General features: G+C 40.5%; 26 protein-coding genes and 3 other annotated features (1 of these 29 cut by a window edge). Of the genes, 23 read left to right on the forward strand and 3 right to left on the reverse strand.

Annotation, left to right across the window (positions count from 1 at the left end):
* Nucleotides 1-78, forward strand: a binding site (T-box leader); it begins 166 nt to the left of the window's first position.
* A 69-nt stretch (nucleotides 79-147) separates the two neighbouring features.
* From thrS to PH210_RS19825, 7 genes are all read left to right on the forward strand, one after another.
* Entirely contained in the window at nucleotides 148-2,082 is a 1,935-nt protein-coding gene (gene thrS, locus PH210_RS19795) for a threonine--tRNA ligase (RefSeq protein WP_289987910.1), read from the forward strand.
* A 162-nt stretch (nucleotides 2,083-2,244) separates the two neighbouring features.
* Nucleotides 2,245-2,379, forward strand: a sequence feature (ribosomal protein L20 leader region).
* Between the two features lie 146 nt (nucleotides 2,380-2,525).
* Nucleotides 2,526-3,029 carry a translation initiation factor IF-3 gene (gene infC / locus PH210_RS19800; RefSeq protein WP_289987998.1) on the forward strand — a complete coding sequence of 168 codons (504 nt, stop codon included), beginning with the start codon at nucleotides 2,526-2,528 and terminating at the stop codon, nucleotides 3,027-3,029.
* 16 nt (nucleotides 3,030-3,045) lie between these two features.
* The gene (gene rpmI, locus PH210_RS19805) at nucleotides 3,046-3,246 is read left to right on the forward strand and encodes a 50S ribosomal protein L35 (protein ID WP_101649425.1); all 201 of its coding nucleotides are present in this window, start codon (nucleotides 3,046-3,048) and stop codon (nucleotides 3,244-3,246) included.
* 37 nt (nucleotides 3,247-3,283) lie between these two features.
* A complete protein-coding gene (gene rplT, locus PH210_RS19810) occupies nucleotides 3,284-3,643 on the forward strand; it encodes a 50S ribosomal protein L20 (protein ID WP_289987911.1) in 360 nt (119 codons plus the stop codon).
* A gap of 62 nt (nucleotides 3,644-3,705) precedes the next feature.
* Nucleotides 3,706-3,966: a DUF1294 domain-containing protein gene (locus PH210_RS19815; protein WP_289987912.1), complete on the forward strand. Its 261-nt coding sequence runs from the start codon at nucleotides 3,706-3,708 to the stop codon at nucleotides 3,964-3,966.
* Between the two features lie 14 nt (nucleotides 3,967-3,980).
* Nucleotides 3,981-4,472: a dUTP diphosphatase gene (locus PH210_RS19820; RefSeq protein ID WP_289987913.1), complete on the forward strand. Its 492-nt coding sequence runs from the start codon at nucleotides 3,981-3,983 to the stop codon at nucleotides 4,470-4,472.
* A gap of 74 nt (nucleotides 4,473-4,546) precedes the next feature.
* Complete coding sequence (locus PH210_RS19825; protein ID WP_223591052.1) at nucleotides 4,547-5,632, forward strand: M42 family metallopeptidase; 1,086 nt, start codon at nucleotides 4,547-4,549, stop codon at nucleotides 5,630-5,632.
* Nucleotides 5,633-5,778: 146 nt separating this feature from the next.
* Here the strand turns inward: PH210_RS19825 and sspI are convergent, their stop codons facing one another.
* Complete coding sequence (gene sspI, locus PH210_RS19830) at nucleotides 5,779-5,985, reverse strand: small acid-soluble spore protein SspI (protein ID WP_289987914.1); 207 nt, start codon at nucleotides 5,983-5,985, stop codon at nucleotides 5,779-5,781.
* 116 nt (nucleotides 5,986-6,101) lie between these two features.
* Between sspI and PH210_RS19835 the strand changes: the two genes are divergently transcribed.
* The 4 genes from PH210_RS19835 (at nucleotide 6,102) to PH210_RS19850 (ending at nucleotide 11,936) form a co-directional block, all read left to right on the forward strand.
* On the forward strand, nucleotides 6,102-6,851 hold the full coding sequence (locus PH210_RS19835) for a TrmH family RNA methyltransferase (protein WP_289987915.1): 750 nt from the start codon (nucleotides 6,102-6,104) through the stop codon (nucleotides 6,849-6,851).
* Between the two features lie 60 nt (nucleotides 6,852-6,911).
* Nucleotides 6,912-7,158, forward strand: a binding site (T-box leader).
* A gap of 74 nt (nucleotides 7,159-7,232) precedes the next feature.
* The gene (gene pheS, locus PH210_RS19840) at nucleotides 7,233-8,270 is read left to right on the forward strand and encodes a phenylalanine--tRNA ligase subunit alpha (protein ID WP_289987916.1); all 1,038 of its coding nucleotides are present in this window, start codon (nucleotides 7,233-7,235) and stop codon (nucleotides 8,268-8,270) included.
* 15 nt (nucleotides 8,271-8,285) lie between these two features.
* Nucleotides 8,286-10,700 (forward strand): phenylalanine--tRNA ligase subunit beta, encoded by a 2,415-nt coding sequence (gene pheT / locus PH210_RS19845; protein WP_289987917.1) that lies wholly within the window; start codon nucleotides 8,286-8,288, stop codon nucleotides 10,698-10,700.
* Between the two features lie 258 nt (nucleotides 10,701-10,958).
* Entirely contained in the window at nucleotides 10,959-11,936 is a 978-nt protein-coding gene (locus PH210_RS19850) for a nuclease-related domain-containing protein (protein WP_289987918.1), read from the forward strand.
* Nucleotides 11,937-12,203: 267 nt separating this feature from the next.
* Here the strand turns inward: PH210_RS19850 and PH210_RS19855 are convergent, their stop codons facing one another.
* Both PH210_RS19855 and rnhC read right to left on the reverse strand, forming a co-directional pair.
* Complete coding sequence (locus PH210_RS19855) at nucleotides 12,204-12,494, reverse strand: 4a-hydroxytetrahydrobiopterin dehydratase (protein ID WP_289987919.1); 291 nt, start codon at nucleotides 12,492-12,494, stop codon at nucleotides 12,204-12,206.
* A 51-nt stretch (nucleotides 12,495-12,545) separates the two neighbouring features.
* Nucleotides 12,546-13,478, reverse strand: a complete 933-nt coding sequence (gene rnhC, locus PH210_RS19860; protein ID WP_483312128.1) for a ribonuclease HIII — start codon at nucleotides 13,476-13,478, stop codon at nucleotides 12,546-12,548.
* 114 nt (nucleotides 13,479-13,592) lie between these two features.
* Between rnhC and zapA the strand changes: the two genes are divergently transcribed.
* The 12 genes from zapA to PH210_RS19920 all read left to right on the forward strand — a co-directional run bounded on the left by zapA (nucleotide 13,593) and on the right by PH210_RS19920 (nucleotide 26,338).
* Nucleotides 13,593-13,853 (forward strand): cell division protein ZapA, encoded by a 261-nt coding sequence (gene zapA / locus PH210_RS19865; RefSeq protein WP_289987921.1) that lies wholly within the window; start codon nucleotides 13,593-13,595, stop codon nucleotides 13,851-13,853.
* A 6-nt stretch (nucleotides 13,854-13,859) separates the two neighbouring features.
* Entirely contained in the window at nucleotides 13,860-14,381 is a 522-nt protein-coding gene (locus PH210_RS19870; protein WP_289987922.1) for a CvpA family protein, read from the forward strand.
* Between the two features lie 94 nt (nucleotides 14,382-14,475).
* The gene (gene polX / locus PH210_RS19875; protein WP_289987923.1) at nucleotides 14,476-16,191 is read left to right on the forward strand and encodes a DNA polymerase/3'-5' exonuclease PolX; all 1,716 of its coding nucleotides are present in this window, start codon (nucleotides 14,476-14,478) and stop codon (nucleotides 16,189-16,191) included.
* Nucleotides 16,192-16,379: 188 nt separating this feature from the next.
* The gene (locus PH210_RS19880) at nucleotides 16,380-18,737 is read left to right on the forward strand and encodes an endonuclease MutS2 (protein ID WP_289987924.1); all 2,358 of its coding nucleotides are present in this window, start codon (nucleotides 16,380-16,382) and stop codon (nucleotides 18,735-18,737) included.
* Nucleotides 18,738-18,755: 18 nt separating this feature from the next.
* Nucleotides 18,756-19,163 (forward strand): DUF350 domain-containing protein, encoded by a 408-nt coding sequence (locus PH210_RS19885; RefSeq protein WP_289987925.1) that lies wholly within the window; start codon nucleotides 18,756-18,758, stop codon nucleotides 19,161-19,163.
* Between the two features lie 386 nt (nucleotides 19,164-19,549).
* Nucleotides 19,550-21,256 (forward strand): AMP-binding protein, encoded by a 1,707-nt coding sequence (locus tag PH210_RS19890; protein ID WP_289987999.1) that lies wholly within the window; start codon nucleotides 19,550-19,552, stop codon nucleotides 21,254-21,256.
* Between the two features lie 176 nt (nucleotides 21,257-21,432).
* Nucleotides 21,433-22,017 carry a fatty acid metabolism transcriptional regulator FadR gene (fadR, locus tag PH210_RS19895; RefSeq protein WP_289987926.1) on the forward strand — a complete coding sequence of 195 codons (585 nt, stop codon included), beginning with the start codon at nucleotides 21,433-21,435 and terminating at the stop codon, nucleotides 22,015-22,017.
* A 21-nt stretch (nucleotides 22,018-22,038) separates the two neighbouring features.
* Complete coding sequence (locus PH210_RS19900; RefSeq protein WP_289987927.1) at nucleotides 22,039-22,812, forward strand: enoyl-CoA hydratase; 774 nt, start codon at nucleotides 22,039-22,041, stop codon at nucleotides 22,810-22,812.
* A gap of 116 nt (nucleotides 22,813-22,928) precedes the next feature.
* Complete coding sequence (locus PH210_RS19905) at nucleotides 22,929-23,702, forward strand: electron transfer flavoprotein subunit beta/FixA family protein (protein ID WP_223591068.1); 774 nt, start codon at nucleotides 22,929-22,931, stop codon at nucleotides 23,700-23,702.
* 39 nt (nucleotides 23,703-23,741) lie between these two features.
* Nucleotides 23,742-24,719, forward strand: coding sequence for an electron transfer flavoprotein subunit alpha/FixB family protein (locus tag PH210_RS19910; protein ID WP_289987928.1), 978 nt, complete (start codon nucleotides 23,742-23,744; stop codon nucleotides 24,717-24,719).
* 122 nt (nucleotides 24,720-24,841) lie between these two features.
* Complete coding sequence (gene trxA, locus PH210_RS19915) at nucleotides 24,842-25,156, forward strand: thioredoxin (protein WP_335444028.1); 315 nt, start codon at nucleotides 24,842-24,844, stop codon at nucleotides 25,154-25,156.
* Between the two features lie 237 nt (nucleotides 25,157-25,393).
* Nucleotides 25,394-26,338, forward strand: a complete 945-nt coding sequence (locus PH210_RS19920; RefSeq protein ID WP_289987929.1) for a carbohydrate ABC transporter permease — start codon at nucleotides 25,394-25,396, stop codon at nucleotides 26,336-26,338.
* The last annotated feature ends 6 nt before the right edge of the window (nucleotides 26,339-26,344 follow it).

Genomic DNA, 26,344 nt, shown 5'->3' on the forward strand with positions numbered 1-26,344 from the left:
AATCCTAAAGTCATGTTAAGGAAGGATTTAACATGAAAAATTGGGTGGAACCACGTGTTTATTAAACTCGTCCCTTTTCCAGGGACGGGTTTTTTTATTTTTATAAAGCGACCTATTATGGCGCTCAAAATGAATGGAGGAATTGTTATGTCAGACGTTGTGAAAATTTCGTTTCCTGATGGGGCAGTAAAGGAGTTCCCTAAAGGAACAACAACGGAAGATATTGCCGCATCCATCAGCCCTGGCCTCAAGAAAAAGGCCATTGCGGGTAAATGGAACGGAGAAATGTATGATCTTCGCCGTCCAATCCTTGAGGATGGTCCTATAGAAATTGTTACACCAGAATCCAAAGATGCTTTAGAAGTGTTACGTCACAGTACAGCACACTTAATGGCTCAGGCTGTAAAGAGGCTTTTTCCAAACGTTAATCTTGGTGTTGGTCCTGTAATTGAAGGTGGATTTTATTATGATATGGATTTAGAAGAATCACTAACACCTGAAGATCTGCCAAAGATTGAAAAAGAAATGGCGAAAATCGTCAATGAAAATATTGAAATTGTCCGCAAGGAAGTCAGCCGATCCGAAGCCGTTCAGATTTTTAAAGAAATGGATGATCCATATAAGCTTGAGCTTATTGAAGCAATTCCAAATGAAGAAACTGTAACTATTTATCAGCAAGGTGAATTTTTAGATCTTTGCCGTGGTGTCCATGTTCCATCGACTGGGAAAATTAAAGAATTTAAGCTATTAAGCATTGCCGGCGCTTACTGGCGAGGCGACAGCAACAATAAAATGCTGCAGCGTGTTTATGGAACTGCCTTTTTCAAGAAAGAAGATTTGGCGGAACACCTTCGCTTATTAGAAGAAGCAAAAGAGCGTGACCACCGCAAAATTGGTAAAGAATTGAGCCTTTTTACTAATTCGCAATTGGTTGGTCAGGGCTTACCGATTTGGCTTCCTAAAGGAGCAACCATCCGCCGTATTGTGGAGCGCTATATTGTTGATAAGGAAACTCGCTTAGGGTATGACCATGTATATACTCCTGTTATGGGCAGTGTTGATCTGTATAAAACTTCCGGTCACTGGGATCATTACCAGGAAGACATGTTCCCAGTAATGGACATGGATAACGAGCAGTTGGTATTACGTCCAATGAACTGTCCGCATCATATGATGGTTTATAAAAATGCGATTCACAGCTATCGTGAGCTTCCGATCAGAGTTGCTGAACTTGGTACAATGCACCGCTACGAAATGTCAGGTGCCCTATCAGGATTGCAGCGTGTTCGTGGAATGACATTGAACGATGCCCATATCTTTGTTCGTCCTGATCAAATTAAAGATGAATTCAAACGGGTTGTAAACCTGATTTTAGATGTCTATAAGGACTTTAATCTGAATGAATATTCCTTCCGTCTTTCCTACCGTGACCCGCAGGATACTGAAAAGTATTTTGACGATGATGCCATGTGGGAAAAGGCACAGGGCATGCTGAAGGAAGCAATGGATGACCTTGGACTTGATTATTATGAGGCAGAGGGAGAAGCAGCTTTCTATGGTCCTAAGCTTGATGTTCAAGTGAAGACTGCATTAGGTAAGGACGAAACACTCTCAACTGTCCAATTAGACTTCTTATTGCCAGAACGCTTTGATTTAAACTATGTAGGTGAGGACGGCAAACAACACCGTCCGGTTGTTATTCACCGCGGTGTCGTGTCCACAATGGAACGTTTCGTGGCCTTCTTAATTGAAGAATACAAAGGAGCCTTCCCAACTTGGCTCGCACCTGTTCAAGTTCAGGTTATCCCTGTTTCACCTGGCGCGCATTATGATTATGCCCGCAAGGTTCAGGAGCAGCTTCAAAATGAAGGTTTCCGCGTTGAATTAGATGGCCGTGATGAAAAAATCGGCTACAAAATCCGCGAAGCTCAAATGCAAAAAATTCCATATATGCTCGTTGTCGGCGACAAGGAAGTTGAAAACGATGCTGTTAACGTCCGTAAATATGGCGAGCAAAACTCAGAAACAAAGCCATTTGCAGACTTCCTTGCTTCTATCAAAGCAGAAGTGGAAAAAGGTTAAGGTTCTTAAGGGAGGTTTTTCCTCCCTTTTTTTATGAAAAAAACTATTGAATAATTTTTTATTTCTTGCTAAAATAAATTTCGTTGTCATAAGAAATGTTCATTTGACATTACATCTTTGCTTATGTTATAGTTACTAAGGTAAAAATTGAATACGAGTTTTTGGGAAAAGAAGAAGCACCCGCTTCTCACCTGATTTGACGCTGTTTAAGCAGTTGGCAGGTTTTACGTGAACTTTTTTGTTTATTACTTATGTTTCGTAAAGTGTGGGTGTATTCATCCGCACTTTTTTATTTGTGTACTTAATGAAAAGCTCTGCTTGATCCTGTCGATTCAACATAGTGGCACAAATCAAGGTTCGAATGGTGAGCCTTTCAAATCTTCTTGAACCCGATAAAAGTATTCGTGATTAAACCTTGGAGGTGGCTAATTATTAGCAAAGATATGTTGTTAAATGAGGGAATTCGCGCACGAGAAGTTCGCTTAATTGATCAAAATGGCGAGCAGCTAGGAATTAAATCCAAAAACGATGCGCTTGAAATTGCTGGAAGAGTAAATCTTGATTTGGTACTTGTTGCACCAAATGCAAAGCCTCCGGTAGCCCGGATTATGGACTATGGCAAATTTAAATTCGAGAATCAAAAGAAAGAAAAAGAAGCTCGAAAGAATCAAAAAATCATCACTACAAAAGAAGTTCGTCTAAGCCCAACGATTGATGAGCATGACTTTAATACAAAGCTTCGCAATGCAATTAAGTTTTTGGAAAAAGGCGACAAGGTAAAAGCTTCAATCCGTTTCAAGGGCCGGGCGATTACCCATAAAGAAATCGGTCAGCGTGTGTTAGACCGTTTTAGTGAAGCGTGCAAGGAAGTTGCAACGATTGAATCTCATCCGAAAATGGATGGCCGGAGCATGTTCCTGGTTTTAGCACCGAAAAACGATAAGTAATAAGGAGGATATCCCAATGCCAAAAATGAAAACTCACCGCGGCGCTGCAAAGCGTTTCAAGAAAACAGGTTCTGGTCAATTAAAGCGTGACCACGCTTATACAAGCCACTTATTTGCTAACAAATCAACAAAAGCTAAGCGTAAACTTCGCAAAGGAACTCTTGTTTCTAAAGGCGATTTCAAGCGCATTCGTCAATTATTAACTTACGTAAAATAGTCTCGGACAGATTGATTTATTATAGGAGGGAAATTACATGCCACGTGTAAAAGGCGGTACTGTTACTCGCAAACGTCGTAAAAGAGTTCTTAAATTAGCTAAAGGTTATTTCGGTTCAAAACATACATTATATAAGGTTGCTAACCAACAGGTTATGAAATCTTTAATGTATGCATTCCGCGATCGTCGTCAAAAGAAGCGCGACTTCCGCAAACTTTGGATTACTCGTATCAACGCAGCAGCTCGTATGAACGGTCTTTCTTACAGCCGTTTAATGCATGGCTTAAAGCTTGCTGGTATCGAAGTAAACCGCAAAATGCTTGCTGAATTAGCAGTTAGCGATGCAAACGCATTTGCTGAATTAGCAAACGTTGCAAAACAACAAAATAACAAGTAATTTTAAATAAATGCCATTCTCATTGATGAGGATGGCTTTTTCTATAAGGGGGAAAGGTTTGGATGGCACTATTGGTTGCGGCCTATTTTATCATGAATATAGCAGGCCTTGTGATTATGTGGGAGGACAAGAGACGGGCTAAAAGGCATGAATACAGAATCCGTGAGAGAACGCTATGGCTGGTGGCCTTGTTTGGAGGAGCGGTTGGTACAACTGCGGGAATGCAGCTTTACCGGCATAAAACAAAGCATTTAAATTTTAAAATAGGATTTCCTATTCTTGCAATTATAGAAGTAATTCTGTTATTTAAAGTATTATTATAAGGAGTGATTTTAGGATGAACCTTGAAAAACTGTTTCAAATGCAAAAAGCTTTAGATTTGCATATAGAAGAAAAACATCAATTGCAAGACGAGGATTTATTCAGCCGGAAGGTGCTCGCCTTGCTTGTAGAAATAGGCGAATTGGCCAATGAAACACGCAGCTTTAAATTTTGGAGCGTGAAGCCGTCATCAGCTAAAGATGTTATTTTAGAAGAATTTGTTGACGGTGTTCACTTTATTTTATCGCTGGGAATTGAATGTGGCTTTGACCAGCAAGATTTTGAACTGTCTATGAAGTCCTCGTTGTTGACCGTCACAGATCAATTCCTGAAGGTGTATGCAGGAGTAAGTATGTTTCAAACGAGTAAAAGCATCCATGATTACGTAGGATTATTAGAGGAATATTTAGAATTAGGATTTCTCCTAGGAATCACCTCTGAAGAAATGGAACAAGCATATTTTCATAAAAACGAAGTAAATTATCAAAGACAGCAAAATAACTATTAGCAGAAAATTTGTTAATTTCATTATTGTTTCGGTATAATGAATGCTGTACATACATAAAAAGGGGGTCTACTAGAATGGCAAAATTAGATGAAACATTGTCGATGTTAAAGGATTTAACCGATGCCAACGGAATTCCTGGCAATGAGCGTGCCGTACGCGAAGTCATGAAAAAATACATAGCTCCTTATGCGGATGAAATCACTACAGATGGCCTTGGCAGTTTGATTGCTAAAAAAGTAGGAAAAGAAGGCGGACCGCGGATTATGGTGGCGGGACACTTAGACGAAGTCGGCTTCATGATTACTCAAATTGATGATAAAGGCTTCCTTCGTTTTCAAACTGTCGGCGGCTGGTGGGGACAGGTTATGCTCGCACAGCGCGTGACGATCGTTACAAGAAAAGGCGATGTTACAGGTATTATCGGCTCAAAGCCGCCGCATATTCTATCGCCTGAAGCCCGCAAGAAACCAGTTGAAATTAAAGATATGTTTATCGATATTGGTGCTTCAAGCCGTGAAGAAGCGATGGAATGGGGAATCCGTCCAGGCGATATGGTGGTCCCATACTTCGAGTTCACCGTAATGAACAATGAAAAGATGCTTTTGGCAAAAGCCTGGGATAACCGTATTGGCTGTGCGATTGCAATTGATGTCTTGAAACAGCTTAAGGGTGTTGACCATCCAAACGAAGTATATGGAGTAGGGACGATTCAAGAGGAAGTGGGTACCCGTGGTGCCCGCACTTCAGCGACACAAATTGAGCCGGATATCGGTTTTGCAGTGGATGTCGGTATCGCCGGCGATACCCCGGGAATTTCAGAAAAAGAAGCGATGAGCAAAATGGGTAAAGGTCCGCAAATTATTCTTTATGATGCAACCCTTGTTTCTCATAAAGGCTTGCGTGACTTTATCACCGATCTTGCCGATGAATTGAATATTCCGTATCAATTTGATGCAATTCCAGGCGGAGGAACCGATGCAGGTCCGATTCATATCACTCATAATGGTGTTCCAGCGCTTGCGATTACGATTGCAACTCGTTATATTCATACACATGCTGCAATGCTTCACCGCGACGATTACGAAAACGCCGTTAAGTTGATTGTTGAAGTGATTAAGCGTTTAGATCGTGAAACGGTTGATAAAATTACGTTTGAGTAAAAATTGGTGTTGGTCCCCGGCTGCTGCATTTGCCGGGGATTTTTTTGATTCGCAAATAAAACCTGATTTTCCTCAAATAAACATGGAAGGACCCCACAAAAAAAGCCGCCGACCGTATTTGATCGACAGCTAAAACAAAAAAACTATCACTTCAACCCGCTTTCAAGGGTAGAAAGCATCTCTTTTTTCTCTTCTTCAGATGAATTTTTCCAAATAACTTCAAACAAAACGCCCAATCCTGGCAGCATTTTTTCTTCGCCATTTTGAATGGCATCTACGATTGTATCTTCTAACTCTGCTTGGGAATTACCAGAAACATTGTGAATTATAGCATTTCGTAAATTTAAGTTCATATCTGCACACTCCTTTTTTATCCTGAATTACTTTATTATCATTTCTATAATTTGGTTTTATTATGTATCTTAATTAGGCTATAATGAGAAAATCAACAAATTAAGGAGAACCAGTCTTGAAACACATTGAATCTGTCAATAATCCTAAGGTCAAACAATGGAAAAAGTTATTAACAAAAAAAGAACGGGATAAGTCTGGTACATTTTTAGTGGAAGGCTTTCATTTGGTGGAGGAAGCTTTAAAACAAGGTGAACAGGTTTTGGAAATAATTATCTCTGATAAAATAGGCTTGCCGCCGCGCTGGGACACCGGCAGTACACCAGTCAGCCTCGTTACTGATGAAATCTCAAATTCACTTTCGGAAACGGAAGCTCCCCAGGGGATTTATGCAGTCTGCCGCCAGCTTGATCAAGAAGCTTTAGAGGCAAAAACTTACCTGCTCATTGATGCCGTTCAAGATCCGGGTAATCTCGGCACTATGATTCGTACTGCTGATGCGGCAGGAATTGATGCGGTAATAGTCGGCCGCGGCAGCGTCGATATTTTTAATTCAAAAGTCTTAAGGTCCGCACAGGGCAGCCATTTTCATCTGCCAATCATTAGAGGTGACCTGCATGAATGGACTGACAAGCTAAAAGAAAAAAATATTCCTGTTTATGGAACAGCACTTGAAGGTGCTTCTGCATATACTGATACTTCAACCGGAGAATCCTTCGCTCTACTAGTTGGGAATGAGGGCAGCGGTGTGAACAAGGAGCTGCTTGAAAAAACCACAGCGAACCTTTATATTCCGATATACGGAAAAAGCGAATCACTAAACGTGGCCGTTGCAACCGGTATTCTTTTATACTATTTAAAAAAATAACCGAAAACTTGTTTGAAACGGTGTAATTTTAGTATATAATATTTAACAATGTTGATAATTTTAAAGACAATGACGGAGAAAAGTATCTTGCCTGTTATCCATTTAGGGAGAAAGTGCCTTGACTGAAAGCACTTTTATGGTTCGGGGCTAGAGAAGTTCACCTCCAGAGTCGGCATCGGGACCATTTCAGTAACGAAATGTAAAGATGTATCGGCATATGCCGTTATCCGAATGAAGCGAACACTAGTGTGTTTTACATATGGTGTTTACAAGGGTGGTACCGCGAATTCTAAACCTCGTCCCTTTCCAGGGATGGGGTTTTTTTATTTTTCAAAAAGCTCATTCGACCCATTATCATAATGAAATTAAGGAGGAATCTACATGCAAGAACGTTTAAAAGAATTGCAGGAAGAAGCTATTCAGAAGATTGAACAGTCTGCAAATTTAAAAGAATTGAATGATATCCGCGTTGCTTATTTAGGAAAAAAAGGGCCAATTACTGAAGTATTGCGCGGCATGGGCAAGCTTTCAGCAGAAGAGCGCCCGGTTATGGGAGCATTAGCTAATGAAGTTCGTGAAGCGATCGCTGTAAAAATCGAATCAAAACAAAAGGGCTTAGAAGAAGCGGCTGTTTTAGAAAAATTAGCATCTGAAAGCATCGATGTTACCCTTCCAGGGCGCCCTGTAAAGGTTGGGAACCACCACCCGCTTACAAGAATTATTGAAGAAATTGAAGATTTATTTATCGGCATGGGCTACCAGGTAGCGGAAGGTCCAGAGGTGGAGCAGGATTATTATAACTTCGAGGCTCTGAATTTACCGAAAGGTCACCCTGCCCGCGATATGCAGGATTCCTTCTATATTACAGAAGAAATTTTACTTCGAACCCATACTTCACCGGTTCAAGCACGGACGATGGAAAAACATCAAGGAAAAGGTCCCATCAAAATCATTTGCCCTGGTAAAGTGTACCGCCGCGATAATGATGATGCGACACACTCACACCAATTCATGCAAATTGAAGGTCTAGTTGTCGGCGAGAACATTCGCATGAGTGATTTGAAAGGAACTCTAGAAGTGTTTGCGAAAAAAATGTTCGGTGAAGACCGCGAAATCCGCTTACGTCCAAGTTTCTTCCCGTTCACAGAGCCATCTGTTGAAATGGATATCTCATGTAAAATTTGCGGCGGCAGCGGCTGTAACGTATGTAAGCAAACAGGCTGGATTGAAATTCTCGGCGCCGGTATGGTTCATCCAAACGTACTTGAAATGGCTGGCTACGATTCTAAAAAATATACTGGCTTCGCTTTCGGTATGGGACCAGAGCGGATTGCAATGCTGAAGTATGGTGTTGATGATATCAGACATTTCTATACAAACGATGTACGATTCATAAAGCAATTTTCTAAACACGAGTAGAAGGAGGATGACGACATGTTCGTTTCATATAAATGGCTTCAGGATTATGTAGATTTAACTGGAGTAACAGCAGCTGAATTGGCTGAAAAGATTACCAAAAGCGGGATTGAAGTTGAAGGTGTAGAAATCCTGAATGAAGGAATTAAAGGTGTTGTTGTTGGTCACGTGCTAGAGCGTGAACAGCACCCGAATGCAGATAAATTAAGCAAATGTCTGTTGGATGTTGGTGAAGGTGAACCTGTCCAGATTATTTGCGGAGCACCGAATGTTGCCCAGGGACAAAAGGTTGCAGTGGCAAAAGTGGGTGCAGTACTACCAGGCAATTTTAAAATTAAAAAAGCGAAGCTTCGCGGCGAAGAATCAAATGGGATGATTTGCTCTCTTACAGAGCTTGGCATGGAAGGAAAGGTTGTACCAAAGGAATATTCGGAAGGAATCTTTGTTTTTCCAGCAAATGCTGAGGTTGGTACAGATGCCCTTGCACTATTAAACCGAGACGATGAAGTGCTTGAGCTAAGCTTGACGCCAAACCGTGCGGATGCGTTAAGTATGCTTGGGGTTGCTTATGAAGTGGCGGCAATTTTAGGCAGAGATGTAAAGCTTCCTGAAACTGATCTTCAGGCTTCCACTGAAAAAGCAACAGATTATGTAAAGGTTATTGTTGACGCTAAGGAAGATAACCCTTTATATGTAGCCAAAATGATTAAAAATGTAAAAATCGGCCCATCGCCGCTGTGGATGCAGACTCGCTTAATGTCTGCAGGAATCCGTCCGCACAACAACGTGGTCGATATTACAAACTATATTTTATTAGAATACGGCCAGCCGTTGCATGCGTTTGATTACGACCGTTTAGGATCGAAAGAAATTCTCGTGCGCCGTGCTGCAGATGGTGAAAAGTTTGTTACTCTTGACGATGTAGAGCGTACATTAACAGCTGACCATTTAGTGATCACAAATGGCGTAGAGCCGGTTGCTCTTGCCGGCGTCATGGGTGGAGCTAATTCAGAGGTCACTTCAGACACAACAACCGTCCTATTAGAAGCAGCATACTTTAACGGGGCTGCTGTAAGAAAAGCCTCAAAAGACCATGGTTTAAGAAGTGAAGCGAGCGCTCGTTTTGAAAAGGGTGTTGATCCGAACCGTGTACGTCCTGCAGGTGAACGTGCCGCTTATCTAATGGCGAAGTACGCTGGCGGAGAAGTTTTAGAAGGTGCAGCAGAAGTTGACACATTAACCGTCGAGCCTGCAGTCGTTTCAATCACGCTTGAAAAAATCAACCGCGTTCTTGGGACAGAACTTGTAATGAAGGATGTAGAGGAAATCTTCGCCCGTCTGCAATTCTCTGTAAGTGTTGAGGGAGATACGATTACCGTTACAGCACCGACACGGCGAGGTGATATTAAAATTGAGGAAGACCTTGTGGAAGAAGTTGCTCGTTTATATGGTTACGACAACATTCCTAAAACGCTGCCAATCGGTTCTTCCACGCCTGGCCGCTTATCTGCTTATCAGAAGAAGCGCCGTGTTGTACGCCAATATCTTGAGGGGGCAGGTCTATACCAGGCGGTTACGTATTCTTTAACTAGCGAAGAAAAAGCTACACAATTTGCTATGGAAAAGCGTGACACGATTCGCTTAGCAATGCCAATGAGTGAAGAGCGCAGCATCCTTCGCTTAAGCATTTTGCCTCAATTATTGGAAGTAGTAAAATACAATAGCGCCCGTCAAAACGACAGCTTGGCTGTATATGAAACTGGCGCCGTATTCTTATCGAATGGTACTGACGTACTCCCTGTTGAGAAGGAGCATTTAGCGGGAGCAATGACAGGACTTTGGCATTCGCACTCTTGGCAGGGGGAGAAGAAGGCTGTTGACTTCTTCGTTGTTAAGGGAATTTTAGAAGGCATGTTTGCAAAACTTGGTCTTTCTGAACAAGTTGAGTACGTTCAGGCTCAGGTGGAGGGCATGCATCCAGGCCGTACAGCAGTGATTGTATTGAATGGCGAGAAAATCGGTTTTATCGGCCAAGTTCACCCAAGCATGCAAAAAGAGCTTGATTTGAAAGATACCTATGTATTTGAGCTTTCATTAAAAGCCGTTCTTGAAGCAGATGCACCGGTATTGCAATATGAATCTATCCCACGCTTCCCATCGATCACAAGAGATATTGCTCTTGTGGTAAACAGGGAAACGGTGTCAGGCACCTTAAAGGAAATCATTCTGACCGCAGGTGCACCTTTATTGAAAGAGGTTCAGGTGTTTGACTTATATGAAGGCGATAAGATGGAAGAAGGCAAGAAATCAATCGCGTTCTCGTTGAAATATGTTGACCCTGAGCGTACGTTGACGGATGAAGAAGTAACAAAGGTACATGAAAAAGTGCTTGGAGCTTTAGAAGAAAAGGCAGGCGCGGTATTACGAGGTTAATTGAAGTTGGTGTCAGCTCGAGATTTCGGGCTGGCTTTTTCTATTTTGGGGGGAGAAATTCCTATTCGCTGATAAATGGTCAAAATTTGCTGATAAATAGTCCAGATTCGCTGATAAATAGGCGAAATTCGCTGATAAACTGCTAAAAAGCGCTGATAAAATAATTGGACAAAAAATGTTAACAAAATTCGGCAAAATTCAGCAGGTATTTCATGCTGTTTTTAGAATTTTATTCGTAAAATGAAAGGAGTGATAAGTTTGATCATTAAAAAAAGGACAATTCCACTAGTAATTTTAATTTTAGAGGCATTATGCCGGCGTCTCCCTCTGAATTACCCCAAATACCAGCAAATTTTAGAGGAGCTCGGCAGGCGGCAGGCAGGATACCAAGGAGAAGTAGCTCTTGATTATTATTTGCGACTCCTTCCGATAGATAAGTACATGATACTCCACGATTTAAATCTTCCCGATGGCGACTACAACTGCCAAATAGATACCCTTTTCCTCACACCAGAATTCGCTCTAATTGTTGAAGTGAAAAACATGGCTGGAAAATTAATCTTTGATACCGAAAATGAGCAGTTCACTCAAATTAACAATGACAAGGAAAAGGGTTACCCCGATCCAATTGCTCAAGCGGAAAGGCATAAAGAGTACATACAGAAACTAATGGCTGAGAATAAGTTTCCACAGGTTCCCGTTGATTACCTTGTTGTTATTAGTAATAACTATTCTTCTTATGTTATTTCAGGAAAAAACGCTTTTAAAGTCAAACCGCGAGTATGTAAGGCAGATGCTTTTACAAACAAAATTCAGTTTTTCGAAAAGATGTATACAAATCCACTTCTCACTGCAAAAGACCTCCGAAAACTTGGCCGCCTTCTCGTAAAAATGAATACAATCCCGACTAATTTTATTTTGAATAAATATGGAATCAAAAAGGAAGATATTATAACCGGTGTATTTGGTTCAAATTGTAATCAGCATGCTCCTCTTATTAGGAAAAAACAGAAATGGTATTGCACTGCTTGCGACGAATATTATTATGACGCACATATAAACGCCCTAAAGGACTACTTTTTATTAATAGATTCGAAAATTACGAATAGGGAGTTTCGGGAGTTTGTTCATTTAAAATCGCATGATGCTGCAAAGCGATTACTTCTTTCTGCAAATTTGAATTATACTGGTTCAAAAAAGGTACGTGTTTACTACCCAAAGACTTTTCCTTGGTAAATTTCTAATTCGCTGATAAAGTTAAAAAATCCGCTGATAAACTATAAAAATTCGCTGATAAACACTCTAAATTCGCTGATAAAATCAAGAAACCGCTGATAAATAAACTTGAGATGTAAATTTACTCAATTTTTGTGAAAAAAATCGGCCTTAATATTATTCGAATGTTTATATCATTCTTTTGAAGTGAAAATTTCTCAAAAAACACCAAAAAAGGCTGCCCCATCACCAAAATTTCGGGGCAGCCTCTCAAATTCTCGCATTAAATTAAATTTTTCCATAAATTTCATCATAATTCCGAGCCAATGCCACATCCAAGTCCGTCAATCCCCCGGCATTCCAGGAAGTTAACCTTAATGTTACCATTTTATAGTCAATCGCGATAAAAGGGTGATGATTCTTTTCTTCAGAGAGAGAAGCAATCTCATTCACAAACGTCACACCTTTTAAAAATTCTTGAAAGCGATACTTTTTGACAATAAATTTTCCTTCTAATTTCCAGCCAGTTAATCCGGCTACAGATTCATTAATCTCAGATTCATCTAGTCTCCTAACCACCTAAATCCCCCCATTTATTTTTACCTCATATTTTATTCTTCAAAGAAGACATTAACGCTTCTTATTAACAATCGCCATAGCTTTTTCCGTATTAGCAAAATGCAGTTTCACATACGCTGGCAGCGCCTCACGCCCTTTACTCAAAATAAGCTTTGCGGCGGCTACATCTACCTGAGCGCCGGCACCCTTTGGAATCTTAAATCCGGCTGCCTCACTCAGCTTATCAATATATTGAATAAACGCATATCGGGCAAGAATGCTTGCCGCTGCAACCGCCAGGTGAATGCCTTCCGCCTTCGTGCTAAAATAAACGTTTTCCTTCGCTACCGCTTTTTGACCTTTAACATGCTGAAAATAAGTGCTACCCTGAACAAATTGGTCAATTAGAATCGCTTCTGGTTTTTCCGGAGAAATCTTACCCAACACATTTAAAATCGCCTGATTATGCAGAATGGCCTTCATTTTCCCCTGCGACATCCCCTTTTGCTGCACCTGATTATATTTTTCATTTTTCAGCGTCATCAAGCTGAAGGGGACAACATCTTTGATAACCTTAGCAATCTCAATGATTTTTTCATCGTTTAAATCCTTGGAATCCCGGACACCCAATTCTTTTAATAATGGAATCTGTTCTTTTTTAACATAGGCAGCAACAACGGTAATCGGGCCGAAAAAGTCTCCAGTTCCTACCTCATCAGAGCCGATGACAGACATCCCCCCAATGCCCGTTGGAAGATCACCTTTCGCAGCTGATTTTCCTTTAGAAGAAACAGGAGCCGGATTTCCCCCCCATCTGCCAGCCTCTGTTTCACTAGCATTTCCTTGGAATAATACCTTTCCAGATTTATAAGCGGTGATCATGCAGGAAGGGGTTTTCGCTGCAAACACACTCCCAGGAGGTAATTTATCAACTAGATGCATACTATAATAGCTTTTCATTTCCAAAATCTCTTTCATTCCAACATTAATAACTACATTACCCAAATAAAAGCACCACATTTCTATTAAATATATCTTTTGCCAATTGGTTTAACTTTTCCACTTATATCTGTTCGTGTTATGATATAGTGTAGGATTCTTTGAATGGAGGCATTTGCGTTGTCAAATACAGAAAAAAATCGAACAACCGTAGATATTTACGGACAACGGTACGTTATAGTAGGTACGGAAGGCTCGGGCCACGTAAAATATGTAGCATCATTGGTAGATGACAAAATGCGGGAAATCAGCTCTAAGAATCCTTTATTAGATGCAAGCAAGCTTGCCGTTTTAACTGCCGTCAATGCAGTGAATGATTATTTAAAAATCAAAGACGAGCTGGAACGGCTGCAAGCAGAACTACAAAAAGAAAAGGACTAAAGAATCATGTTGGATTTAGCCATTTTATTATTTCTTATTATCGGATTTTTTGTTGGCCTAAAAAGAGGCTTTATTATGCAGTTTGTACATATTGCAGGCTTTATTATTGCATACATCGTCGCATATTCATACTATGGTGAGCTAGCACCAAAACTGACACTTTGGATTCCGTATCCGAACTTTGGTGAAGGGACGACTTTAAAAATTCTAACCGACTCCAGCGATGCGGAAACTGCCTTTTACCGGACCATCGCATTTGTGATAATCTTTTTTGCCGTAAAAATTTTGTTCCAAATCATTGGTTCGATGCTCGACTTTATTGCCCATCTTCCTATTTTAAGACAGTTAAATATTTGGGCAGGGGGCATATTAGGATTTTTGGAAATCTATTTAATTATTTTCATTGTATTATATATCGCAGCCTTAATTCCAATGGAACTTATCCAAAATCATCTAGACAATTCATTTTTGGCAAACGCGATTGTGAATCATACACCGATTCTTTCACAGCAGATTAAAGGCTTGTAGATTGAATAGACTGCAGCATGAACTTCTCTGTAGCAGAGAAGTTTTTCTTTATGTTGAAAAAAAGGTTAAAATGTACTCAAGGCAGGTGGATTTTATGGAAGTAAACAAAAAAGAAATCATTCGTCTATTAGAAATGATTGCGATTTATATGGAATTAAAAGGCGAAAATACGTTTAAGGTATCGGCCTTTCGAAAAGCAGCAAATGCCTTGGAAACTGATGAACGCAGCTTAACAGAAATTGAGGACTTTACATCGATTTCGGGAATCGGCAAAGGTACTGCCGCTGTGATTGATGAATACATAAAAGAGGGCTCCTCCTCTGTTTTAAAAGAGCTTAAAGAAGAAGTTCCAGCCGGATTGATTCCGCTGCTTCAGCTGCCGGGTCTTGGCGGGAAAAAGATCGCAAAACTCTATCAAGAGCTTGGAATCGAAGATGTCACAAGTCTAAAAGAGGCATGCGAGGCAGGAAAGGTTCAAGGTCTCGCCGGGTTTGGCAAAAAAACGGAAGAAAAAATTTTAAGTGCCATTGCTAATGTTGGCTCAAGACCGGAACGGCTTCCGCTTGCCTACATGCTCCCAGTGGCCGAGCAAATTGAGGCAAGACTTTCGGAAATGACTGACATAGATCGATACTCAAGGGCCGGCAGCCTGCGCAGAATGCGGGAAACGATTAAGGACCTTGATTTTATAATTGGAACTCTAAATCCTGAATCAGTTCGACAGCAGCTGCTAGAATTGCCTTATATAAAAGAGGTCATTGGCGCGGGGGACACGAAGGTATCCTTAGTATTTGAACTAGAATATGATGTTTCCGCTGATTTTCGTTTGGTAAAACCCGAGGAATTTATCACTACCCTGCACCACTTTACAGGCTCAAAAGATCATAATGTCCGAATGAGACAGCTTGCAAAAGAACGCGGCGAAAAAATTAGTGAATACGGTGTTGAAAACGTAGAAACAGGAGAAATCCTCACCTTCTCATCCGAAGAAGAATTTTTTAAGCATTTCGATCTCCCATTTATTCCACCGGAAGTTAGAGAGGACGGCAAGGAAGTCGAAACCTTTTCTCATAATCAAGAGTTAATCGAGCTTGAGGATATTAAAGGCGATCTTCATATGCATTCCACCTGGAGCGATGGTGCACACACGATTGAAGAAATGGCAGAAGCCTGCCGCAAGAGAGGCTATCAATATTTGGCGATAACGGACCACTCGCAATATTTAAAAGTAGCGAATGGGCTGACGCCTGAAAGATTATTGAGGCAAAGAGAAGAAATTAAGAAATTAAATGAAAAGTATGATGACTTTCTTATTCTATCAGGTGTCGAGATGGATATTTTACCTGATGGAACCCTGGACTATGATGATGAGCTCCTTGCTGAGATGGATTTTGTCATCGCGTCCATCCATTCTGCTTTTTCCCAGCCGAGGGAAAAAATTATGGAGCGCCTGAAAACAGCCTTAACGAATGCTCATGTCGATTTGATAGCCCATCCGACCGGCAGAAAAATTGGCCGCCGTGAAGGCTATGATGTGGATATCGATATGCTGATTGAGCTGGCAAAAGAAACGAAAACAGCGTTAGAATTAAATGCGAACCCTAACCGGCTCGACCTGGCAGCCGAATACTTAAGAAAAGCCCAGGATGCAGGTGTTAAACTCCTCATTAATACTGATGCTCATATGGTCGATACATTAAAGCATATGGCGATCGGCGTATCAGCCGCTAAAAAGGGCTGGATAAAAAAATCATCAGTGATCAACGCCCTTGATAGAAATGACCTGCTAGAATTTCTGCATAATAGATAAGGCTCTTTTCGAAAACTTTGTTGCTTTTGGAACTTATTAAGGGTCATTTAAAAAAGTTTCAAGGCAATTTTCACAAATGTTCTTACGAAAAGATGCTACGGAGAATCTAGTTATACGGGTTGATAAACTTATAAGAAAAACAACAATCTTTGCGAAAATAGCCATAGATAAAAAGGAGGCTCGACCTCATGCAAGATAAAGTTTTAAAAGTATTAGAATTCACAAAGGTGAGGGAGCAGCTGTTAGAACATGCTGCGTCTTCACTTGGTAAAGAGAAAATAAAGCACTTAGTGCCGTCAACTGATTTTGAAGAAGTCGTTAAGCTGCAGGCTGAAACGGATGAAGCGGCCACCGTTTTTCGGATTAAAGGAAATGTCCCGTTATCCGGGATTCATGATATCCGTGCCCATATCAAACGCTCCGTCATTGGCGGCGTTTTAAGCCCGCATGAGTTGGTGCAAGTCGCCAGCACAATTCACGCCAGCAGGCAAATGAAGCGATTCATTGAGGAAATCGCAGAAGAACGAACGGAAATTCCGATTTTATTAGAGCAGGTTGACAGAATCATCCCGCTGACGAATCTTGAACAAGCGATTAAATATGCCATCGATGAAAGCGGCGAAGTTCTAGATGGTGCCAGTGAGCTGTTACGGTCTTTGCGAAGTCAGCTTCGATCCAATGAAACACGGGTACGCGAAAAATTAGAAAGCATGATTCGCTCTTCAAGTGCTCAAAAGATGCTGTCCGATGCGATAATCACGATTCGGAATGACCGTTTTGTTATTCCTGTTAAACAGGAATACCGCGGTCATTATGGCGGAATTATTCATGACCAAAGCTCGTCTGGACAAACGCTGTTTATCGAACCGCAGGTGATTGTTCAGCTAAATAATCAGCTGCAAGATATCCGCGTTAAGGAACAGCTTGAAATTGAACGGATTCTGACAGAGTTATCTGCGAAAACGGCTGAACATGAAAGTGAGCTTCAAGTAATCGTAAAGGTTCTGGCTAATTTAGATTTTATTTTTGCAAAGGCAAGGTACGGGAAAAAAATAAAAGCCACCATGCCCAACATGAATCATGAGGGAAGAATCTCATTATTTAAAGCGAGACATCCGTTAATTCCAATCGATGAAGTAGTAGCGAATGACATTATGCTTGGGAAAGATTTTACAACCATAGTTATTACGGGTCCGAACACAGGAGGTAAAACGGTCACATTAAAAACACTTGGCTTATGTTCTCTAATGGCCCAGGCAGGACTGCAGGTTCCCGCGCAGGACGGATCTGAGCTTGCCGTTTTTGATGCTGTTTATGCCGATATTGGTGACGAACAGTCGATTGAGCAAAGCTTAAGTACGTTTTCCTCCCATATGGTGAACATTGTCGATATCTTAAATAAAGTGGATTTTAATAGTCTTGTTTTGTTTGACGAACTTGGAGCAGGAACCGACCCTCAGGAAGGAGCGGCACTCGCCATCTCCATCCTCGATGAAGTTCATAGAAGGGGAGCAAGAGTCATTGCCACCACCCATTACCCGGAATTAAAAGCTTATGGCTATAACCGGGAGGGAGTTCTCAATGCCAGTGTTGAGTTTAATGTCGAGACATTAAGCCCAACCTATAAACTCCTTTTAGGTGTACCGGGAAGAAGTAATGCATTTGAAATTTCTAAGAGACTTGGTCTTAACGACCGGGTAATCGAGGCCGCACGCTCGCATGTCAGCGAGGATACGAACCAAATTGATAAAATGATCGCCTCCCTAGAAGAGAGCAAGCGCAGAGCTGAAATCGAGCAGCAGGAAGCACGCGATTATTTAAAGCAAGCGGAAAAGCTTCATCAGGATTTGCAAAAGCAAATGATGGAGTTTTATGAGAAAAAAGACTCGATGTTGGAAAAAGCCGCTGAAAAAGCCGGAGAGATTGTGGAAGAAGCAAAAAGTGAAGCAGACAAGGTTATCCGCGATCTTCGAAAAATGAGAACAGAAAAGCATGCCGAAATAAAAGAGCATGAATTAATTGATGCCAGACGCCGCCTTGAAGGAGCGGCACCGGAAATAAAAAAATCTGAAAAACTCATCAATAAGAAAACGAAAAAGGTTACCTACATGCCTGGGGATGAAGTAAAGGTTCTGACCTTTGATCAAAAAGGCATCCTCGTCGAAAAAGTGACGGACAACGAATGGCAGGTCCAAATTGGCATTTTAAAGATGAAAGTGAAAGAAAAGGACATGGAATATTTGGGGACTCCGAAACAAGTAGAAACACGTCCGATGGCAATTGTAAAAGGCAGGGATTCCCATGTTAAACTGGAATTGGACCTGCGTGGTGAAAGGTATGAAGATGCCCTCCTGAAGGTAGAGAAATACATTGATGATGCCCTCTTGGCAAGTTATCCCCGCGTATCCATTATCCATGGTAAGGGTACGGGAGCATTAAGGCAGGGGGTTCAAGAGTATTTAAGGAACCATCGTTCTGTTAAGAAAATCCGCTTTGGAGAAGCCGGGGAAGGCGGGTCAGGCGTCACCGTCGTTGAATTTAAATAATGTCCGGGGAGAATGGCAATGGACCAGTTTTGGGAAAACGAGTATATTCAAATAGCTGCTTATTATAGTGTAGTCATTTTGTGTATGATTGTCTTTTTAGCCATTTTTGAGGCTGTAACGAAATACAAAAATTGGGAAGAAATCAAAAAGGGGAATGTCGCCGTGGCGATGGCTACAGGAGGGAAAATATTTGGCGTTGCCAATATTTTTCGTCACACGATTGAACACAACTCTTCCGTGCTGAATATGGTTGGCTGGGGTGTTTACGGATTTGTCTTGCTATTGGCCGGCTATTTTATCTTTGAATTTTTAACACCCAAATTTAAAATTGACGACGAAATTCAAAATGATAACCGGGCAGTTGGTTTGATTTCGATGATCATTTCGATTGGATTGTCGTATGTGATTGGTGCAGGAATTTCGTAAGGGGAGAATGAACAGTGGAGACATTAGCTAAGGTACTTCTCGGATTATGCGGCTTGTTTTTGCTAATCGGTGTCATATATCTTGTTTTCTTTTAATTAGGCTGTGAAAAATACCTTTGTTGATTTTTTAACACTGTTGATTGGAGTGGAAGGCGCGAAGACTCCTGCGGGAGTACGGGGTCTCCCCGGCACGCCTGCGAACCGCACGCGCCTGGAGCGCAAATCAACAGCCTAGTTTAACAGAGCCTTTAATTAAAATCATCGCTGAACAAGCTTCAGCGGTGATTTTTTTTGGCCTGCCTTCAATTGTTAATTGTGAAATACTGTATTATAATAGAATAAGAAATAAGAATATTTTTAATTATTTTTCAAATAAGGAGGTTTATTATTGTGGAGTCCAAACCATGGCTGGCTCTTTATCCAAAGGAAATTCCTGCCACTATTGAATACTCCTCAGAATCCGTACAAACATATTTAGTCAATGCTGCCAAGCACTATCCAGATAAGATTGCCGTTCATTTTATGGGGAAAGATATGACCTATAAACAGCTTTATGAAGATGCCCTAAAATTTGCCGGTTACCTCCAGGAAAAACTTGGTATTACAAAAAGTGACCGAGTTGCGATCATGCTGCCCAATACTCCTCAGGCAGTTATTTGTTATTTTGGAATATTAATGGCTGGTGGAATCGTCGTTCAAACCAACCCGCTATATACAGAGCGAGAGCTGGAATATCAAATGAAAGATTCCGGTGCTAAAGCAATCATCACACTAGACATCCTCTATCCACGAGTTTCAAAAGTAATGCCGCAAACGGATTTGCAGCATATTATTGTAACCGCCATCAAAGACTATCTCCCATTTCCCAAAAATCTCGTTTATCCTTTCATCCAGAAAAAACAATATGGAATTGTCGTCAATGTTAAGCATGATGGAAGCACCCACCTGCTTACGGAAATAGTAAAAATGAAGCCCAAAAAACTAACCAGCTATGAGCTGAATGTAGAAGAGGACTTGGCTTTACTGCAATATACAGGCGGAACTACTGGTTCACCGAAGGGGGTCATGCTAACCCACAAAAATCTAATTTCGAATACAACCATGAGCGAGAAGTGGATATACAAGTGCAAACCTGGGCAAGAAAGTCTTTTGGCCATCGTCCCATTTTTCCATGTCTATGGAATGACTGTATGTATGTTACTATCCATCAAGATGGCCTGTAAATTGATCCTGCTTCCTAAATTTGATACGCTGACAACATTAAAAACAATTCAAAAACAGCGGCCAACCCTTTTTCCAGGAGCTCCAACCATTTACATCGGTTTATTAAACCATCCAGATTTAAAAAAATATGATTTATCGTCTATTGCAGCTTGCATCAGCGGGTCAGCTCCGCTTCCGCTGGAAGTACAGGAGAACTTCGAGAAGGTTACAGGAGGAAAACTGGTTGAAGGTTATGGTTTATCAGAAGCATCCCCGGTTACCCATTCCAACTTCTTATGGGACGTTGAAAGAGTTAAGGGCAGCATAGGTGTCCCATATCCTGATACGGATGCAAAAGTTGTTTCAACGGATACCGGTGAACCAATGCAAATAAAGGAAATTGGCGAAATCGTCATCAAAGGCCCCCAAATCATGAAAGGCTACTGGAATCGTCCTGAAGAAACAGCCGAAGTCTTAAAGGATGGCTGGCTCTATACAGGCGATCTTGGCTATATGGATGAACAAGGCTATTTTTATGTTGTCGACCGGAAAAAAGATATGATAATCGCGGGCGGATATAATATTTATCCCCGTGAGATCGAAGAGGTGCTGTATGAGCACCCTGATGTACTCGAAGCGGTTGCTGCGGGGGTTTCTGACCCATATCGAGGGGAAACCGTTAAGGCTTATATTGTTTTAAAAGAAGGTTCAAGGGTTACCCCTGAAGAAATGAACCAATTTGCCAGAAAATTTTTAGCCGCTTATAAAGCGCCACGCTTGTATGAATTTAGAAAAGAATTGCCAAAATCGGCTGTTGGAAAAATTTTAAGAAGAATGCTGGTGGAGGAAGAGAAACAAAAAATAGAAGAAGAAAATAAAAAACAAGCTTAGAAGTATTTTTTTTTGAAAGTTAAGGCTTGTCTAAAAAATAATCTCGAGAAGTCTATTCAGTAGTTCTTGACAGAAGTACATATAAAAATTATTATTAAAATATGAATGATGATTCATTCATATTTTTCTTTTTACTTACTTAGACTATATCAGTTTTCTTCAAAGGGGGGATAGCATTGAAAAAAAGCAAGCCAAAGTATATGCAAATCATTGATGCAGCAGTCATAGCCATTGCTGAAAATGGCTACCACCAAACGCAGGTTTCAAAAATTGCGAAACAGGCAGGAGTGGCTGACGGCACCATTTATCTCTATTTCAAAAACAAGGAAGACATCCTTATCTCTCTCTTTGAAGAAAAAATGGGTTATTTCGTTGAAAAAATAGAAGAAAAAATTGCAGGAAAAACAACAGCGGCAGAGAAATTATTAATGATGGTAGAAACTCATTTCCAAGCGTTATCTGATGATCATCACTGGGCAATTGTAACTCAATTGGAATTACGCCAATCCAATAAAGAACTCCGTTTACGGATAAATGATGTTCTTAAAGGCTATTTGCAGGTGATCGATAAGATCCTTATTGAAGGAAAAGAAACTGGAGAGTTTTCAAGCGACCTCGATGTTCGTCTTGCCAGGCAAATGATTTTCGGTACGATTGATGAAACCGTTACATCCTGGGTGATGAATGAAGAAAGGTATGATTTGAAGGCATTAGCAGCCCCAGTCCATCGTCTTCTGATTAATGGCTGCGGAATCCGGTAGTTTAAGTTAGGAGGGGAATTAATGGAATATTTAAAATGGTCTCATGAGGACAGTATCGCTACTATTACTTTGGAACGTCCTCCGGCAAATGCCCTTTCATCAGGTCTATTAAGGGAACTTTCTGCCGTACTGGATGAAATCGAACCAAACCGTGAAATTAGAGCTGTGGTCATTCATGGGGAAGGGCGTTTTTTCTCAGCAGGTGCTGATATTAAAGAATTTACCACAGTAACTTCTTCCGAGGACTTTTCTAAACTGGGACAGTTTGGACAAGATTTGTTTGATCGGATGGAAAAGTTCCCAAAACCGATTATTGCAGCGATTCACGGTGCAGCCCTTGGCGGAGGTTTAGAGCTTGCAATGGCTTGTCATATTCGTTACGTCAGTGAAACAGCTAAACTTGGTCTTCCTGAGCTGCAATTAGGGTTAATCCCAGGATTCGCAGGCACACAACGACTGCCTAAATATGTAGGTGTGGCAAGAGCAGCCGAAATGATGTTCACCTCTGAGCCTATCACTGGATTGGAAGCGGCCCAATATGGCTTAGCAAACCGTGCATTCCCAGAGAGTGAGGTTTTGGAGCAGGCTTATAAATTGGCTAAAAAAATTGCCAAGAAAAGCCCAGGATCCATTAAAGCAAGTATCGAGCTTTTAAACTATGCTAAAACAGAAGAGTTCTATCAAGGTACAAAAAGAGAAAGTGAACTTTTTGGCAAAGTGTTTGTCTCCAATGATGCTAAAGAAGGCATCCAAGCCTTCATTGAAAAAAGAGAGCCTCATTTTAAGGGTGAATAGGCTTCCATAATCTTGGGCTTGACCCATCAAGAAGCTTTTTATAAAATTTTTTTGAAGACAATTTTCTTAATCTTTCAAACTGAGCGAATGCTCGAAATTTAACTAGGAGGGTAACCATGAACATTTATGTATTAATGAAAAGAACCTTTGATACTGAAGAAAAAATTGCGATCTCCGGCGGAAAAATCAATGAGGATGGTGCTGAATTTATCATCAATCCTTATGATGAATATGCCATTGAAGAAGCAATCCAAGTTCGCGATGCTAATGGCGGAGAAGTAACGGTTATCTCTGTAGGCAATGAAGAAACAGAAAAGCAATTGCGTACTGCACTTGCGATGGGTGCTGATAAAGCTGTCCTTATTAATACAGAAGACGATGTTGAAAACGGTGATCAATTTACAACTGCAAAAATTCTTGCTGAATACTTAAAGGATAAAAATGCTGATTTAATCCTTGGAGGAAACGTGGCAATTGATGGCGGTTCTGGTCAAGTAGGTCCGCGTGTTGCGGAACTTTTAAACATTCCTTATGTAACAACGATTACAAAGCTTGAAATCGATGGTACAAATGTAACTGTTACCCGTGACGTTGAAGGGGATTCCGAAGTAATCGAAACAAGCCTTCCACTATTAGTTACAGCGCAGCAAGGTCTAAATGAGCCGCGTTATCCTTCTTTACCAGGAATCATGAAAGCTAAGAAAAAGCCGCTTGATGAATTAGAATTGGATGACCTCGATCTTGAAGAAGATGATGTGGAGGCAAAAACAAAAACAATTGAAATCTACCTGCCAGCGAAAAAAGAAGCAGGAAAGGTTTTATCCGGCGATTTGAATGATCAGGTTAAAGAACTGGTTCACCTACTTCATACTGAAGCAAAAGTAATTTAATCGAAATTTCATAAAAATTGTTTGCAGGAGGGAAATGGAATGTCTAGAAAAGTGTTGGTATTAGGAGAAGTTCGTGACGGTTCATTACGTAATGTATCTTTCGAAGCAGTGGCTGCAGCAAAAACGGTTGCAGAGGGCGGAGAAGTTGTTGGTGTTTTAGTTGGCGATGCTGTAAGCGCTTTAGGATCAGAATTAGTCCAATATGGTGCTGATCGCGTTGTGGTGGTGGAAGACGAAAAATTAAAGCAATATACTTCTGATGGTTATGCACAAGCCCTTTTAGCAGTGATTGACCAAGAAAAGCCAGAAGGGTTGGTATTCGGTCATACAGCACTTGGAAAAGACCTTTCTCCAAGAATCGCTGGAAAACTTCAATCTGGCCTTATCTCGGATGCTACGGCTGTTGAAGTGGCTGGCGGCAATGTTGTATTTACAAGACCAATTTATTCAGGTAAAGCATTTGAAAAGAAAATTGTAACGGACGGATTAATCTTTGCAACTGTGCGTCCAAATAACATCGCACCTTTAGCAAAAGATGAAAGCAGAAATGGTGACGTTGCTTCCCTATCTGTTGAAATTAAAGACCTTCGTGCGATTATTAAGGAAGTAGTACGTAAAGCAAGCGAAGGTGTTGACCTAAGTGAAGCTAAAGTTGTTATTTCCGGTGGACGTGGTGTGAAGAGTGAAGAAGGCTTTGCCCCGCTTAAAGAATTAGCACAAGTTTTAGGTGGAGCAGTAGGAGCTTCCCGTGGTGCTTGTGATGCCGAATATTGTGATTACTCCTTACAAATCGGTCAAACTGGTAAGGTTGTAACTCCGGATCTTTATATTGCGTGCGGAATTTCAGGCGCGATTCAGCACTTAGCTGGTATGTCTAACTCTAAAGTAATCGTAGCGATCAACAAAGACCCTGAAGCAAACATCTTTAAGGTAGCTGATTACGGAATTGTTGGCGACTTATTTGAAGTTGTACCATTATTAACTGAAGAGTTTAAAAAGCTTAAAGTTCATTCATAATAATAAAGCGAGCGGAATGTTCCGCTCGTTTTTATTAGCGAGTCAGATTATTAGCTTGAGCAAACAAACGATGTTATACTTTCGGTAGTGTTTCATTATTCATTAGGAGGGCAATAAAAAAAATGGCTATTTCACATTTAACAGACCAAAACTTCTCGTCTGAAACAGGTTCAGGCCTTGTACTTGTAGATTTCTGGGCACCATGGTGCGGACCTTGCAAAATGATCGCTCCAGTATTAGAAGAACTTGATTTAGATATGGGCGATAAAGTAAAAATCACGAAGCTTGATGTTGATGAAAATCCACAAACAGCTGCTAATTTTGGCGTAATGAGTATTCCAACCTTATTAGTAATCAAAGATGGCGAAGTTGTTGATAAAGTAGTCGGCTTCCAGCCAAAAGATGCGTTAGCAAGTGTTTTAGAAAAGCACGTTTAAGATTGAATGGAATCGTTCAAGTACAATAGACCCAGATATCAGACATTCAAATGTCTGATATCTGGGTTTTTTTATGTCCTTTTTTGAAGGAACTACTAGTTAGAGGAATGTATGGGTTCAATAACATTTCATCTTAAATGAAAGTAAAAATATTGCACATTATAGTCAGAATCGTTAATTTATCCAATTCCACTTTCCTTTATAGTGGAATTATAAATAAAAAAGGAGGTATCGTTCATGGAAAATAAAGTCATCAATACGAGTGTTCCGGTGAATTATGTACACAATAAAACATTTTGGACAAACAGGAGAAAAGAAGGTTTATTTGGATGGTTATTTCTATTGCCAGAAATCATTGGAATCTTGTTACTTTATTTATTTCCTCTTGTATTTTCACTTGTCCTTAGCTTTTCAGATTGGAATTTAGTCGGGGGCTTACAAGCTATCCATTTTGCCGGGTTTGATAATTTTCTTAAATTAATTGAAGATGAAAAAGTTATTATGGCTTTAAAAAATAATTTCATATTTACTATTTTCACTGTTCCGATTGGTATGTTCCTTGCCATAATCCTTGCGGTCATTATTCATACGAAAGTTTACATGTCAAGTTATTTTAAAATTGCGTTTTTTATTCCTTATATTTCATCCATTATTGCTATTGGCGCTGTATGGAGTGCACTATTCCACCCATCCCTCGGCCCAATTAATCAATTTTTAACTGGTATAGGAATCGAAAATCCGCCAATATGGTTAGCAAGTCCAAAGACTTCTTTAATATCAATTATTATTATTACGATTTGGGCCGGACTCGGTTATCAAATTATCATTTATCTTTCTTCATTATCAAGTATCCCTGAAGAATTATATGAAGCAGCAAGTATTGATGGTGCCTCTCAGCTTCAGCAATTCTTTAAAATTACTCTTCCATTGCTTGGACCAACAAATGTATTTTTATTTATCACATTATTGATTGGTTCATTTAAGGTATTTGATTTAATTGCCTTTTTAACGCAAGGTGGGCCAAATAACTCTTCAACCGTTATTGTATTCCGTATTTATGAAGAAGGTTTTCAACAATTCAATATGGGTTATGCATCTGCAATTTCATGGTTATTGTTTATCATTGTAGGGGTAATTACATTAATTAGCTGGAAACTGCAAAAACGGTTTGTACATTCTTGATGGAGG

The organism is Paenibacillus sp. BSR1-1 (genome assembly GCF_030403775.1).
In the GTDB taxonomy this organism is placed as follows: Bacteria; Bacillota; Bacilli; order Bacillales; family Cytobacillaceae; genus Neobacillus.